Annotated in this window: 14 protein-coding genes; 10 read left to right on the forward strand and 4 right to left on the reverse strand. The window is 58.5% G+C overall.

The features are described from left to right. Positions 1 to 16: 16 nt before the first annotated feature. A complete protein-coding gene (locus H6B10_RS00180) occupies positions 17 to 1,507 on the forward strand; it encodes a DUF1846 domain-containing protein (protein ID WP_204648893.1) in 1,491 nt (496 codons plus the stop codon). A 113-nt stretch (positions 1,508 to 1,620) separates the two neighbouring features. Here the strand turns inward: H6B10_RS00180 and H6B10_RS00185 are convergent, their stop codons facing one another. Genes H6B10_RS00185 through H6B10_RS00200 form a run of 4 tightly spaced genes read right to left on the reverse strand, consistent with a single transcriptional unit; the run spans position 1,621 to position 3,791 of the window. After that, complete coding sequence (locus tag H6B10_RS00185; protein ID WP_204648894.1) at positions 1,621 to 2,016, reverse strand: VanZ family protein; 396 nt, start codon at positions 2,014 to 2,016, stop codon at positions 1,621 to 1,623. Between the two features lie 35 nt (positions 2,017 to 2,051). Beyond that, positions 2,052 to 2,384 (reverse strand): SCP2 sterol-binding domain-containing protein, encoded by a 333-nt coding sequence (locus H6B10_RS00190; protein WP_204648895.1) that lies wholly within the window; start codon positions 2,382 to 2,384, stop codon positions 2,052 to 2,054. A gap of 16 nt (positions 2,385 to 2,400) precedes the next feature. Continuing rightward, positions 2,401 to 2,871, reverse strand: a complete 471-nt coding sequence (locus tag H6B10_RS00195) for a YbaK/EbsC family protein (RefSeq protein ID WP_204648896.1) — start codon at positions 2,869 to 2,871, stop codon at positions 2,401 to 2,403. A gap of 35 nt (positions 2,872 to 2,906) precedes the next feature. Further along, positions 2,907 to 3,791, reverse strand: coding sequence for an NAD(P)H-hydrate dehydratase (locus H6B10_RS00200; RefSeq protein WP_204648897.1), 885 nt, complete (start codon positions 3,789 to 3,791; stop codon positions 2,907 to 2,909). A gap of 92 nt (positions 3,792 to 3,883) precedes the next feature. Between H6B10_RS00200 and H6B10_RS00205 the strand changes: the two genes are divergently transcribed. From H6B10_RS00205 to H6B10_RS00245, 9 genes are all read left to right on the forward strand, one after another. After that, positions 3,884 to 4,615 (forward strand): NAD-dependent protein deacylase, encoded by a 732-nt coding sequence (locus H6B10_RS00205; RefSeq protein ID WP_204648898.1) that lies wholly within the window; start codon positions 3,884 to 3,886, stop codon positions 4,613 to 4,615. 123 nt (positions 4,616 to 4,738) lie between these two features. Continuing rightward, complete coding sequence (locus tag H6B10_RS00210) at positions 4,739 to 5,581, forward strand: HAD family hydrolase (protein WP_204648899.1); 843 nt, start codon at positions 4,739 to 4,741, stop codon at positions 5,579 to 5,581. Between the two features lie 106 nt (positions 5,582 to 5,687). After that, a complete protein-coding gene (locus H6B10_RS00215; RefSeq protein ID WP_204648900.1) occupies positions 5,688 to 6,794 on the forward strand; it encodes a bifunctional chorismate mutase/prephenate dehydratase in 1,107 nt (368 codons plus the stop codon). 24 nt (positions 6,795 to 6,818) lie between these two features. After that, positions 6,819 to 7,844 (forward strand): 3-dehydroquinate synthase, encoded by a 1,026-nt coding sequence (gene aroB, locus H6B10_RS00220; RefSeq protein ID WP_204648901.1) that lies wholly within the window; start codon positions 6,819 to 6,821, stop codon positions 7,842 to 7,844. Between the two features lie 67 nt (positions 7,845 to 7,911). After that, on the forward strand, positions 7,912 to 9,042 hold the full coding sequence (gene aroC / locus H6B10_RS00225; protein WP_204648902.1) for a chorismate synthase: 1,131 nt from the start codon (positions 7,912 to 7,914) through the stop codon (positions 9,040 to 9,042). A gap of 6 nt (positions 9,043 to 9,048) precedes the next feature. Continuing rightward, complete coding sequence (locus H6B10_RS00230) at positions 9,049 to 10,308, forward strand: shikimate kinase (protein ID WP_204648903.1); 1,260 nt, start codon at positions 9,049 to 9,051, stop codon at positions 10,306 to 10,308. Between the two features lie 39 nt (positions 10,309 to 10,347). Beyond that, positions 10,348 to 11,364 carry a 3-deoxy-7-phosphoheptulonate synthase gene (gene aroF / locus H6B10_RS00235; protein ID WP_204648904.1) on the forward strand — a complete coding sequence of 339 codons (1,017 nt, stop codon included), beginning with the start codon at positions 10,348 to 10,350 and terminating at the stop codon, positions 11,362 to 11,364. A 2-nt stretch (positions 11,365 to 11,366) separates the two neighbouring features. Next, the gene (gene aroA / locus H6B10_RS00240) at positions 11,367 to 12,650 is read left to right on the forward strand and encodes a 3-phosphoshikimate 1-carboxyvinyltransferase (RefSeq protein WP_204648905.1); all 1,284 of its coding nucleotides are present in this window, start codon (positions 11,367 to 11,369) and stop codon (positions 12,648 to 12,650) included. A gap of 18 nt (positions 12,651 to 12,668) precedes the next feature. After that, a partial coding sequence (locus H6B10_RS00245) for a prephenate dehydrogenase/arogenate dehydrogenase family protein (RefSeq protein WP_204648906.1) occupies positions 12,669 to 13,127 on the forward strand: 459 nt, incomplete at its 3' end.

Genomic DNA, 13,127 nt, shown 5'->3' on the forward strand with positions numbered 1-13,127 from the left:
GAGAAGAGAGCTGTACATGAAGATCGGATTTGATAACGACAAATACTTGTCCATGCAGTCTGCGCACATCCGTGAGCGGATTGCCCAGTTTGACAACAAACTGTATCTGGAGTTCGGCGGCAAACTGTTTGATGACTACCATGCCTCCCGGGTACTGCCCGGATTCCACCCTGATTCCAAACTGCAGATGCTGCTGCAGCTGAAGGACCAGGCCGAGATCGTAGTCGTCATCAGCGCCGAGGACATCGTCAGCAACAAAATGCGCGGCGACTACGGCATCACCTATGACATGGACGTGCTGCGCCTGATCGACGCCTTCCAGGAAGTGGGGCTGTTTGTGGGTAGTGTCTGTGTGACGATGTACACGGCCGAGCCGGAAGTGGAGGCTTTTGAGAACCGTCTTCATGCACTGGGCATCCGTACCTTCCGCCATTACAAGATTCCCGGGTACCCCAACGACGTATCCCGCATCGTCAGCGATGAAGGCTACGGCAAAAACGAATATATCGAGACCCAGCGTCCGCTGGTCGTTGTCACGGCACCCGGTCCCGGCAGCGGCAAAATGGCCGTCTGCCTGTCCCAGCTGTACCACGAACATCATCGTGGTGTGAAAGCCGGTTACGCCAAGTTCGAAACCTTCCCCATCTGGAATCTGCCGTTGAAGCATCCGGTCAACCTGGCGTACGAAGCCGCCACCGCTGACCTGAACGACGTAAACATGATCGACCCCTTCCATCTGGAAGCCTATGGTGAGACTGCCGTCAACTATAACCGCGACATTGAGATCTTCCCGGTACTGAACGCTATGTTCGAGATGATCTCCGGCAAAAGCCCCTACAGCTCCCCCACAGATATGGGTGTCAACATGGCCGGCAACTGCATTGTGGACGATGCCGTCTGCTGCGAAGCTTCCCGCAACGAGATCCTTCGCCGGTACTTCAAGTGCCTGTGTGAGCAGAAAGTGGGCGGCACCGTTAAAGAAGAGCGGTTCAAACTGGAACTGCTGCTCAACCAGGCCGGCCTGACCGTAGGCAGCCGCGGCGTGGAACAGCAAGCCCACATCCGCTCTCAGGAGACCGGCGGCTTGCCGGCTGCGGCCATTGAATTGCCGGACGGCACCATCGTCACCGGCAAAACCGGCCCTCTGCTGGGCGCCGCTTCTTCGGCTTTGCTCAACGCACTGAAAAAGCTGTCCGGCATCGACCAGGAAGTGGAACTTGTTTCCGCCCGTGCCATTGAGCCCATCCAGACGCTGAAAACCACCTATCTGGGCAGCAAAAACCCGCGTCTGCATACCGATGAGATTCTCATTGCCCTGTCCAGCTCGGTGTCCGAAAATGAGTACGCAGCCGCCGCATTGGCTCAACTGCCCAAACTGAAAGGCTGCGATGTTCATTCTACCGTAATCCTTTCCAGTGTGGACAGCGATACCCTCAACAAATTGGGCATGTACCTGACCTGCGAGCCCGTCTACGAAGAAGAGGACCGCAAGTACCACAAAAAGTAATCTGCCTTTGCCACAGAGCGGTTCATTTGACCGCCCGGCGTCACAATTACAAATCAAAAGGAGATACGAGCCTGCCGCATAAGCAGATTCGTATCTCCTTTTTTATTTACCTGTCACCATGCAGCACAAACCGCGCCGCCAACCAGCACGCCCAACACATTCAGGCCGGTATCCAGCCAGGAAAAATGCCGCCCGGGCACCATCCGTTTGGTGGCCTCGTCGCCCCAGCACCATAACAGCAGTGCCGCCCAAATCCCATATCCGGCAGGCCGTTTTCCTGCCGCCTGCCAGGTCAGCAGCGAAAGGACCGCCAGCACGGCAAACACCACCACATGAGCCGTTTTTCGCAGCAGGGTATTGAGTCGTTCCGGGTCTTCGGACGGCAGCAGTTCCCCCAGGTCTTCCGCCAGCATGCGGCTGGCACGGGAGGTTTTTTCTCCGCTCTGATGGGAAAGCCAGGTCATAAAGACAAACCAGGCCGTTGTAGCCGTCATTCCCAGCCAGACCATCGGGCACACTCCTTCCGCGTGTTGTGCACGGCTGTTCAGTCCCTGCGCTCCTTGAGGAATTCCTTCAGGCGCAGGGCTTTTTCAATGCTGCCCTCTACTTTCAGACGGCCCAGCATGACCGCCGGCACCGGGTCCATTTTGCCCGACGCGATTTTCAGCAGCGTATCGGCCGAACAGGTAAAGCAGGCATCCCGGTCATGATACTCGTAAGGTTCCATGAAGAGTTTTCCGTCCCGGACTTCCACATAGAAAGCCCCGGCCCCTTCCCCGGTCACATTGAACTGATAGGCCAGATGCTCCCCTATGCCGCTCACGTCCGCATCCCCAAACAGTTCCTTTACCTTGGCAAACACTTCTTCGTAGGTCATGACAAGCTCCTTTCTTTCAATTCCAGCCTTTGCAGACGTCTACCCACTGCAGATAACCGGAATATTGCTCCAGTTCCGGAATGGTCAGTTCAATGGCGCTGTTGCTGCTGCCGCAGGCCGGGAATACCGTTTCAAACCGGCGCAGCGAAACATCCAGGTAAACCTTGACGCCGGGGTTCACCGCAAAGGGGCAAACCCCACCCACCGCGTGGCCCACCATCGTGGCAGCCTGTTCCGGCGTAAGCATCTTGGCTTTGGTGGAAAACTGCGCCTTATACTTCGGATTGTCGATTTTGGCATCTCCTGCCGTCACAATCAGCACCGGACCATCCTCCACCAAAAAGGACAGGGTCTTGGCGATCCGGCAAGGCTCACAGTGCAGGGCCTCGGCAGCCAGTTCCACCGTGGCGCTGGAAACCGGAAATTCCAGTACCCGCTCCTGCATCCCATACTGTGCAAAAAACTGTTTTACTTTTTCAATTGCCATGGTGTTTCTTCTCTCCCCTATTGCTTACTCACTTTTCAGGCATCCATCTCCGCCAGCAAAATCCCCAGGTCCGCAAAAATATCCTGCGGCAGCATCGCGGTGCTGCTGCGCCGTTTGACGCAGCGGTCAGCAGCGGCGCCATGCAGCCAGACCGCCGAAACTGCCGCCTGCAGCGCACTGCGCCCCTGCTGCCAGCCGGAAGCCAGCAAGCCTGCCATGATGCCCGCCAGAATATCCCCGCTGCCACCCCGTGCCAGACCGGCATTGCCGGTGGTATTGCGCCAGACCGGTTCACCGGGCGCAGTGATCAACGTACCGTTTCCTTTCAGCACCGCAACACAGTTATATTCTTCTGCCAGCTGCCGCACTGCCCCTTCCCGGTCGGCCTGAATTTCCTGTACGGTGGTGTCCAACAGACGGGCAGCTTCTCCCGGATGAGGGGTAAGGATGGTGTGCTCCGGCAAAGCGGCGCGCAGCGTGCCTGCCGCCAGGGCATTGAGGGCGTCGGCATCCAGCACGGCTGCCGCCCAGGGTTGCCGCTTACCCAGCAGCACATTACAGATGTTGCCGGCGCTCTCCCCCAGACCGGGACCGGCCAGCAGCACGGTATTTTTATCCGTAAACCAGGCGCGCAACGCAGCGGTATCCTGCGGATGGATACCGCCGCCTGCATCTGTCCGGCAGCCGCAGGCGCAGCACTCCGGTGTGCGGGCCAGCACCAGCTGCAGTACCGGTTCCACACTGGCCAGATACACCAGCCCTGCGCCGCCCCGCAGCGCGCCTTCCACGCAGAGCGACGCCGCACCGCGATACGCCATGCTGCCGGCCACCGCCAGCACACTGCCGAAACTGCCCTTGTTGGTTTCTGCCCGGCGTTCGGGCAGCAGACCGCGCACCATTTCCCGTGTGATGTCCTGCATCTTGCATCCCCCTTAAAATGGATTATAATGGAAGTACATTCCTTGTGAATCATTATAATCCATCTGTACCAAAAACGAAAGGGGCAGTTTGTATGGTTCCGGCTTTGGAGGCCATTCTGGCAAAATCCAAAAATCTCGTATTCTTCGGCGGTGCCGGTGTATCCACCGAGAGCGGCATCCCGGATTTTCGCTCGGTGGATGGGCTGTACCACCAGAAATTCCGCTATCCGCCGGAGGTCATGCTCTCCCACAGTTTTTATGAATCCCATACGGCGGAGTTTTTTGATTTTTACCGCAACAAACTGATTGTCCACGGTGCCAAACCCAACGCCGCCCATCTGCGTCTGGCCCAGCTGGAACAACAGGGCATCTGCAAAGCGGTGGTCACCCAGAACATTGACGGCCTGCACCAGGCCGCCGGCAGCCATACCGTATATGAGCTGCATGGCTCCACCCTGCGCAACTACTGCACCCGGTGCGGAAAATTTTATCCGGTGGAATTCATAGAAGAGGCCGCCGGGCAGGGCGACGGCATCCCCCGCTGCACCGAATGCGGCGGGATTGTAAAGCCCGACGTGGTCCTGTATGAGGAAGGTTTGGACGAGCAGACAATGGAAAACGCCATCCGCGCCATTGCTGCCGCCGACACCCTCATTGTAGGCGGCACCAGTCTGGCGGTGTACCCGGCAGCCGGATTGCTGCGCTATTTCCGGGGTGACGAGCTGGTGGTCATCAATAAACAGCCTACCCCGGCCGATTCCATGGCCACGCTGGTACTCAACCGGCCCATTGGAGAGGCACTATCCCTGCAGGCTGCCGAATAAACGGCAATTTTTATACAAAACGCGGATTTTTTTCAAAAAACCATTGCCAAGCACCATTTGTATTTGTTATGATAAAGGTGTATATAAGGTATTGTTTGGGAAGGTATTGGGGGGTATGATACCGTGGCAAACGCATTGACAGATTTTACCAAGAAACGTGAATTTTTGGTCTGCATGGACTCAGATGGCTGTGTAATGGACACCGTGCGCATCAAGCATACCACGGTCATGTGCCCGGAGCTCATCCGTGTATTCGCGCTGGAGGACCACGCCGACTTTGTTACCGCCGCCTGGGAGGAAATCAATCTGCATACCATGACGCGGGGCATCTCCCGGTTTGAGAGTGTCGTGCTGGTTTTCGACCGTCTGAAAAATCGCGGCATCGAAATCCCGGGCAGCGATGACATTGCCGCCTGGGTCAGCACGTCCACCGAGCTGGCCACCGCCAGCCTGCAGCATGAACTGAAGCAGACCGGCAGCCTGGCGCTGCGCAAGCTGTTGGAATGGAGCAACGCCTGCAATCGCCGTATTCAGGCGCTGGAACCTACTTTTGAACCGTTCCCCGGTGTACAGGAAAGTCTGCGCCAGCTGCATGCCGTGGCCGACCTGGCAGTTGTAAGTGCCGCCAACGAAAGCGCCATTGCCAGTGAATGGAAGCGCTACGGCCTGGCACAGCACGCCGATATTATTTTCGGGCAGGAAGTGGGCAGCAAAGCCAACTCCATTGCCACCATGCTGGCCTGCGGCTACCAGAGCCGCAAAGTCATGATGGTGGGCGACGCCATGGGGGACGCTCAGGCCGCTGCTGCCAACGGTGTTTCTTTTGTTCCCATCCTGCCGGGACGAGAAGCCGAAAGTTGGCGCCGCCTGCAGGAAGAAGCCCTGCCCAAGCTGCTGCACGGCACCTTCAGCCCGGAATACCAGACAGAGTTGCTGGCTGCCCTGCGCAGTGCCCTGCACGGTTAACCAGGATTTCTCACTTTTATTGCCGCCACTCTTGTGGTGGCATTTTCTTTATGGTATACTGATTATGTATATTTATAATTCTGATCAGACAAAGGAGCCGCCGGATATGGACCTTTTGCAGCAAGCGCGAACCGAGATTGACGCCATTGATGCCGAAATGGCCGTACTGTTTGAACGGCGTATGCGCGCGGTGGCCGATGTGGCACGCTACAAGGCCCAGACCGGCAAGCCTGTTTTTGACGCAGTGCGGGAAGCAGCCGTGCTGGAAAAAAACACCGCCCGGCTGCAGGATGAAACCCTGCGCCCCTACTACCGGGCTTTTTTGCAGGAGGCCATGTCGGTTTCCCGCGCTTACCAGCGCGCCATGCTGGGCCGGGATACCGCCGCCTACCAGGGTGTGGAAGGTGCCTGGAGCCACATTGCCCTGCGCCGGCTGTTTCCGTTTTCCCGGGCGGTATCTTTTGCCACCTGGGGGGAAGTGTTCGACACCGTACAGAACGGCGACGCCCAGTTTGGTGTACTGCCTTTTGAAAATTCCAACGCCGGGGACGTTTCCACCGTACTGGATCTGCTGTATACCCACCCGGACATCATCGTAGCACGGATGTGTGACCTGCCCATCCGGCAGGACCTGCTGGGGGTACCGGGCGCTGCTCTGGCCAATGTGCGCACGGTGGTCAGCCATCCCCAGGCACTGGCGCAAAGCAGCGTTTTTCTGCAGCAGCACGGGTTTATTACCCGCGCCTGGAACAACACCGCGGATGCCGCGCGCCACATTGCGGAACTGAACGATCCCACAGTGGCCGCCATTGCCAGCGCCGAAACCGCCGGGTTGTACGGACTGCAGATTCTGGCCCAGGGCGTGAATGCCGACGGCGACAACACCACCCGCTTTATTGTCATTGAGCGCGCAGCACAGCCCCCGGTGATGACCGGTGACGGCCAGCGGCTGGCGCTGCTGTTCACCGCCCGGCACAAGCCGGGGCAGCTGGCAGCCGTTCTGGACCAGATCGGTGCCTGCGGCTTCAATATGGAATGTATCAAAAGCCGCCCCCTGCCCCATGTACCCTTTGAGTATTATTTTTATGTCCAGCTGGTCTGCCCGGCCGGATGCACCAGCACCGACTGCGACACTCTGCTGGACACCCTGCGCACCGATTGCAGTACGCTGCGTCTGCTGGGTGCCTTTACCCTGGATACCGCGGAGAATTAACCGATAAAAAAGGACGTGCAAAGCATGAAACTGACGATGCAACTGAAAAGCCGCAGCTATGATATCATCCTGAAAGCAGGATGCCTTGCCAATCTGCACCAGTTTACCAACGTACAGAACCGCAGAGTCTTTGTACTGACGGATTCCGGCGTGCCCGCCCAGTATGCCGAAACCATTGCCGCCCAGTGCCCCACCTCCACCATTTACACCATTCCCCAGGGGGAAGGCAGCAAATGCCTGAAGGTGTTTGGCCAGGTACTGCAGGCCATGCTGGATTTTGGCATGGACCGCAAGGACCTGCTGGTGGCCGTAGGCGGCGGCGTGGTGGGAGATCTGGGCGGATTCTGTGCCGCAAGCTATATGCGCGGCATTGATTTTGTCAACTGCCCCACTACAGTGCTGGCCCAGGTGGACTCCTCCATCGGCGGCAAGACCGCCATTGACCTGGGCGAAACCAAAAACATTGTGGGTGCTTTCTGGCAGCCCAAGGTAGTGCTGGTGGACTTTGATACCCTGGCCACCCTGCCCCGGCGCCATGTTGTGAACGGATTGGCCGAAGCGTTGAAAACCGCCCTGATCGGCGACCCGCAGTTATTCGCCATGTTTGAAACCGAACACCCGGAAGAAAACATCGAGCAGATCGTCTACCGCAGCCTGAAATTCAAGAAAAAGATCGTGGAACAGGACGAGCGGGAAGGCAGCGTACGTGCCTGCCTGAACTTCGGTCACACCATCGGCCACGGCATCGAAGCCGTCAAAGGCATCCGCGGCCGCCGCACCACCGGTCTGTACCACGGCGAATGTGTTGCGCTGGGCATGCTGCCCATGATCGAAGACCCCGCGCTGGTCAAGCGCGTCCGCGCCATCTACCGGACTTTGGGGCTGCCCACCCGCACCGGCGTGAACAAGGCCAAAGTGCTGGAATATATGCAGCACGACAAAAAGACCTGCGGTGCTTCCATCACCGTGATCCTTTGCCCGGGGCTGGGCTGCTGGCGTGCGGACAAGATTTCTACTGCCGAGCTGCCCCATTTGCTGGGCCTGGAATAAGTTTCGTTTCATTTGCCGCCGCACCCGGTGCGGCGTGCTCTTTTTCCCTCTTGAAAGGACCTGTTGGATGAAAAACACGTTTGGCAACGCCATCAGCCTGACGATTTTTGGCGAGAGCCACGGTCCCGCCGTGGGTGCGGTGCTGGACGGTCTGGCCGCCGGGCTGCCGGTGGATGAAGCCACCATTGCGGCCGCCATGGACCGCCGCCGTGCCCGCGGCGACGGACTTTCCACCGCCCGCACCGAAGCAGACACCGTAGAGTTTGTTTCCGGTGTCTACCAGGGCCACACCACCGGCACCGCCATCACACTGATGATCCGCAACGAAAACACGCGCAGCGGCGACTATGCCAAAACCGCCGACCTGCTGCGCCCCGGTCACGCCGACTTTACCGCTTACGCGAAATACGAAGGCTGGCAGGATGCCCGCGGCGGCGGTCATTTTTCCGGCCGCATCACGGCAGCCTCGGTAGCCGCCGGGGCTTTGTGCGAAACCGTGCTGAAAAACCTGGGCATCCGGGTCTACACCCATATTGCCGCCTGCGCCGGTGTTGAGGATGCGCCTTTGTCCAGTGCTGCCGGGTTGGTACTGCCGGAACCGGTGCCCGGCCATTTTTCCCTGCTGGACCCCAGCCGGGAAGCCCCCATGCAGGAAGCCATCCGCGCGGCGGGCAGTGAGGGCGACAGTGTGGGCGGCATTCTGGAAACCATTGTCACCGGATTGCCGGCCGGCATCGGTGAACCGTGGTTTGACAGCGTGGAAAGCGAATTGGCTCATCTGATGTTTGCCATTCCCGCCTGTAAGGGTTTGGAATTCGGCGCAGGGTTCCGGTTTGCCAGTATGCGCGGCAGTGAAGCCAACGACCCGTTTACCATGCGGGACGGTCAGGTTGTCACCGCCACCAACCGCAACGGCGGCATCAACGGCGGCATTACCAATGGTATGCCGCTGGTGTTCCGCACTGTACTCAAGCCCACGCCCAGCATTTACAAACAGCAGCACACCGTGGATTATATGGCCCGGGAAGATGCCCTGTTGCAGATCAAAGGCAGGCACGACCCCTGTATCGTTCCCCGTGCGGCTGTGGTGCAGAACACCCTGACCGCTTTCGGTCTGCTGGATCTGCTGACCGTGCGCTACGGTACCCTGGCCCAGAAGCACGGGCTGCCCACCTATGAACCTGCGGAAAGGATGTGAACCGCTATGGAACAAAAGTTGTATGGTCTGATCGGTGCCAAGCTGGGGCACAGCTATTCCAAAATCATTCATGAACAGGTTGGCGGCTACCACTATGAGTTGATTCCCCTGCCGACCGAGGCGGAGGCACGTGCTTTTATGGAAAAACGTGCTTTTTCCGCCATCAATGTGACCATTCCTTATAAGCAGCTGGTCATTCCCTACTGTGATGTGGTGGACCCCAAGGCCAAGGCCATCGGTGCGGTCAATACCATTATGAACCGGGACGGCAAGCTGTACGGATACAATACCGATTACGCGGGTTTTGCTTACTTAGCCCGCGTCCACAATGTGGATTTTGCCGACAAAACCGTGCTGATTCTGGGCACGGGCGGCACCCATTCCACCGTGGAAGCTGTCTGCCGTGACGGCGGCGCCGCCACCATCCTTACCGCCAGCCGTACCGGCAAATACGGCGCGCTGACGTACAACGAGGCCATGCGCCACCGGGATGTACAGATCATTGTGAACACTACCCCCTGTGGTATGTACCCCAATGTGGGCCAGTGCATGCTGGCCCCCACAGCCTTCCCCGCTTTGGAAGCGGTGCTGGATGTGGTGTACAATCCCTTCCGCACCGAATTGCTGCTGCGCGCCGAAGAACACGGCATCACCATCGCCGGAGGGTTTGAGATGCTGGTGGCGCAGGCTGTTTTTGCGGCCCAGCATTTCACCGGTCGTTTTTATGCCACCGACAGCATGATCCCCACCGCCACCCGGCGTCTGGCCCATCAGCTGGCCAACATTTCGCTGATCGGTATGCCGGGCTGCGGCAAAACTACCATCGGCGCTGCTCTGGCCAAACGTCTGGGCAAAACCTTTGTGGACCTGGACGAAGAAATTGAGCGGCGTACCGGGAATAATATCCCCGATATTTTTGCCCGGGAAGGGGAAGAAGCGTTCCGCCGCTACGAAGCCGATACCCTGGCCGACCTTGCCAAACAGACCGGCCAGGTCATTGCCTGCGGCGGCGGCGTGATCAAAACGCCTGCCAACGTACGGGCTTTGCGCCAGAACGGCACCGTGCTGTGGGTACAGCGCCCGCTGGGCAAGCTGGCTACCGGCGGCCGTCCTTTGTCACAGGGCGGCGCAGCCCTCAAACAGCTGCAGGCGGAACGCACGCCCCTTTACCGCGCGGCCGCCAACGCCGTACTGGACAATTCCACCACCTTGAACAATGTGGTGGAAGCTGCCGTACGGATTTTTGAATCTGACAATCTGCTGTAACATTCTGATGTATAAATTTGCAAGAAAGAGGTTTCCTTCATGATTATTTCCACCAAAAAGGGTACGCCGCAAGCTGAACTGGACCGTATTATTGACAGCTTCGAAAAGCAGGGGCTGTCGGTCACACTGATCCGCGGTACCGATTATAACGTCTTCGGTCTGGTGGGCGATACCACCAAAATCGCCGAAAAAGACGTGCTGGCCAACCCCTGGGTCGAAAACGTGACCCGTGTTTCGGCTCCCTACAAGCGCGCCAACCGTCTGTTCCACCCCGAGGACACCGTTGTGGATGTCAACGGCACCAAAATCGGCGGTCACGCCCCCATTGCGGTCATGGCCGGTCCCTGCAGTGTGGAAGGCGAAGATCATATGATCAAGATGGCCAAACTGGTCAAGGAAGGCGGCGCCAACTTCATCCGCGGCGGTGCCTACAAGCCCCGTACCAGCCCCTACTCTTTCCAGGGTCTGGGTACCGAGGGTATCCTGGACCTGGTCAAAGCCCGTGAGATCACCGGTCTGCCCATCGTCAGCGAACTGATGGACGAAGCCCACATTGACGAATTTGAAGAATACGTGGACGTGGTGCAGATCGGTGCCCGCAACATGCAGAACTTCCAGCTGCTCAAGGCCGTTGGCAAGATGCATAAGCCGGTACTGCTCAAGCGCGGCCTGGCCAACACCATCGAAGAGTGGATCATGTCCGCCGAATACATCATGGCCGGCGGCAACGAGAACGTTATCCTCTGCGAACGCGGCATCCGTACCTTTGAACGTGCCACCCGCAACACGCTGGATCTTTCGGCGGTGCCCGTGGTGAAGGAAAAGACCCACCTGCCCATTATCGTAGACCCCAGCCACGCCACCGGTGATTACAAATATGTGGAAAGCATGGCCATTGCCGCCGTGGCTGCCGGTGCCGACGGTCTGGAGATCGAAGTACACGATAATCCGCAGTGCGCCTGGAGCGACGGCGCCCAGTGCCTGAAACCCGATAAATTTGCCGAGACCATTGCCATGTGCCGCAAGGTAGCCGCTGCCATCGGCCGGGAGATGTAAGCGTGGACGCGCGTCTGCATGTCAGCCGTTTGAGTGGCTCGGCCCCGGTGCCGCCCAGCAAAAGCGCGGCTCATCGCGCAGTCTTGTGTGCAGCGCTGGCCGACGGCGTCAGCCATATTACCAATATTGAGTACAGCCAGGACATCCGCGCCACTTTGGGGGCGGCGGCCCAGCTGGGCGCCAAAATTCAGGAAGAACCCAACGCTGTCACCATCACCGGGCGAGGCAATGCCAATGGTTTTGTGACAGTGACCCGGCCCGTGTTCTGCAACGAAAGCGGCTCCACCCTGCGGTTCATGATCCCGCTGTTCAGCCTGACGGCCCAGAAAGTCCGCTTTACCGGTGCGGGACGGTTGTTCGACCGTCCCCAGGCCGTATACCAGATGCTGTTCGACCGGCAGGGCCTGCGCTTTGAGCAGTCTGGCGACGGCATCAGCATTTTTGGTCGGCTGCGCCCGGGCGGCTTTACACTGCCGGGGGATGTATCCAGCCAGTTTATCAGCGGTTTGCTGTTTGCTGCACCGCTGATGGAGTCCGAGAGCACCATCGAGGTACTCCCCCCTTATGAAAGCCGTTCCTATGTGGACCTGACGGTGGCAGCCATGCAGCAATTTGGCATAAAGGTCACCGCCCGCGCCCGCAAAAACGGCAGCGTGATCTACCGCATTGCCGCCCCTCAGCGCTATACCGCCTGCGATTTTGCGGTGGAAGGAGATTACAGCCAGGCGGCGTTCCTGGCGGTGCTGGGATGTGTGATCGGCGGCATCACCGTTACCGGACTGAATCCCGACAGCCAACAGGGCGATAAGGTCATTCTGGAAATTCTGCAGCGTTGCGGCGGCAAGTTCAAAGCCGTGGACGGCGGATACCGTTTTTCCCGCAGTTTGCTGCGCGCCACCGAGATCGATCTGGCCGATTGCCCCGACTTGGGACCGGTCCTGTTTACGCTGGGCTGTTTCTGCAGCGGCGAAACCATCATCCGCAATGCCGGGCGTCTGCGCCTGAAAGAATCGGACCGCATTGAAGCCATGCAGTCCGAACTGAAAAAGATGGGTGCCCGCATTGAGGTGGAAGGCGACGAAGTGCATATTACCGGTGTGGCGCTGCATGCTCCCAACGGAACGCTTTTTGGCCACAACGACCACCGTATTGTGATGGCTCTTGCTGTGGCAGCTGCGGCATCCGGTCTGCCGGCGTTGATTTCCGGTGCGGAAGCCGTCAACAAAAGCTGGCCCGCTTTCTGGGATACCCTGCGCGGACTGGGCGCCAAAGTGGAATTTGACTAAAGTTGGGGCGTGAATGGAATGTTAGACAAAAGCAAAACCTATCTCATCGTGGGCCTTGGCCTGCTGGGCGGCAAATATGCACAGGTGCTGAGCCAGAAAGGCTATCATGTTACCGGCATTACCCACAGCCGTTCCACCATCGAGTATGCACTGACTCATGGGTATATTCAGGCCGGCAAAACGGAAGATTTCGCAGATCTGGTCACCGGTGCCGACTGTGTGATTTTTGGATTGTACCCCACCGTACTGCTGGACTGGGTGCGGGAATATGGCTCGCTGCTGCGGCCCGGCACACTGGTGACCGATGTTTCCGGTGTAAAACGCGGTGTGGTGGAACCCATTCAGGAGATGCTGCCTGAAGGAGTGGAGTTCATTGCCAGCCACCCCATGGCCGGGCGTGAAACCAGCGGAATTTCCCACAGCGCCGAGGTGGATTTTGCCCCCGCCAACTTCATCATCTGTCTCTTATACACATCT

The sequence above is a fragment of the Gemmiger formicilis genome, assembly GCF_016901605.1.
Lineage (GTDB): Bacteria > Bacillota > Clostridia > Oscillospirales > Ruminococcaceae > Gemmiger > Gemmiger formicilis_B.

Excerpts from the sequence above, each read along its gene's own strand:
- H6B10_RS00180 (WP_204648893.1), top strand. The coding sequence starts at position 17 with ATGAAGATCGGATTTGATAACGACAAATACTTGTCCATGCAGTCTGCG.
- H6B10_RS00185 (WP_204648894.1), bottom strand. The coding sequence starts at position 2,016 with ATGGTCTGGCTGGGAATGACGGCTACAACGGCCTGGTTTGTCTTTATG.
- H6B10_RS00190 (WP_204648895.1), bottom strand. The coding sequence starts at position 2,384 with ATGACCTACGAAGAAGTGTTTGCCAAGGTAAAGGAACTGTTTGGGGAT.
- H6B10_RS00195 (WP_204648896.1), bottom strand. The coding sequence starts at position 2,871 with ATGGCAATTGAAAAAGTAAAACAGTTTTTTGCACAGTATGGGATGCAG.
- H6B10_RS00200 (WP_204648897.1), bottom strand. The coding sequence starts at position 3,791 with ATGCAGGACATCACACGGGAAATGGTGCGCGGTCTGCTGCCCGAACGC.
- H6B10_RS00205 (WP_204648898.1), top strand. The coding sequence starts at position 3,884 with ATGGTTCCGGCTTTGGAGGCCATTCTGGCAAAATCCAAAAATCTCGTA.
- H6B10_RS00215 (WP_204648900.1), top strand. The coding sequence starts at position 5,688 with ATGGACCTTTTGCAGCAAGCGCGAACCGAGATTGACGCCATTGATGCC.
- aroB (WP_204648901.1), top strand. The coding sequence starts at position 6,819 with ATGAAACTGACGATGCAACTGAAAAGCCGCAGCTATGATATCATCCTG.
- aroC (WP_204648902.1), top strand. The coding sequence starts at position 7,912 with ATGAAAAACACGTTTGGCAACGCCATCAGCCTGACGATTTTTGGCGAG.
- H6B10_RS00230 (WP_204648903.1), top strand. The coding sequence starts at position 9,049 with ATGGAACAAAAGTTGTATGGTCTGATCGGTGCCAAGCTGGGGCACAGC.
- aroF (WP_204648904.1), top strand. The coding sequence starts at position 10,348 with ATGATTATTTCCACCAAAAAGGGTACGCCGCAAGCTGAACTGGACCGT.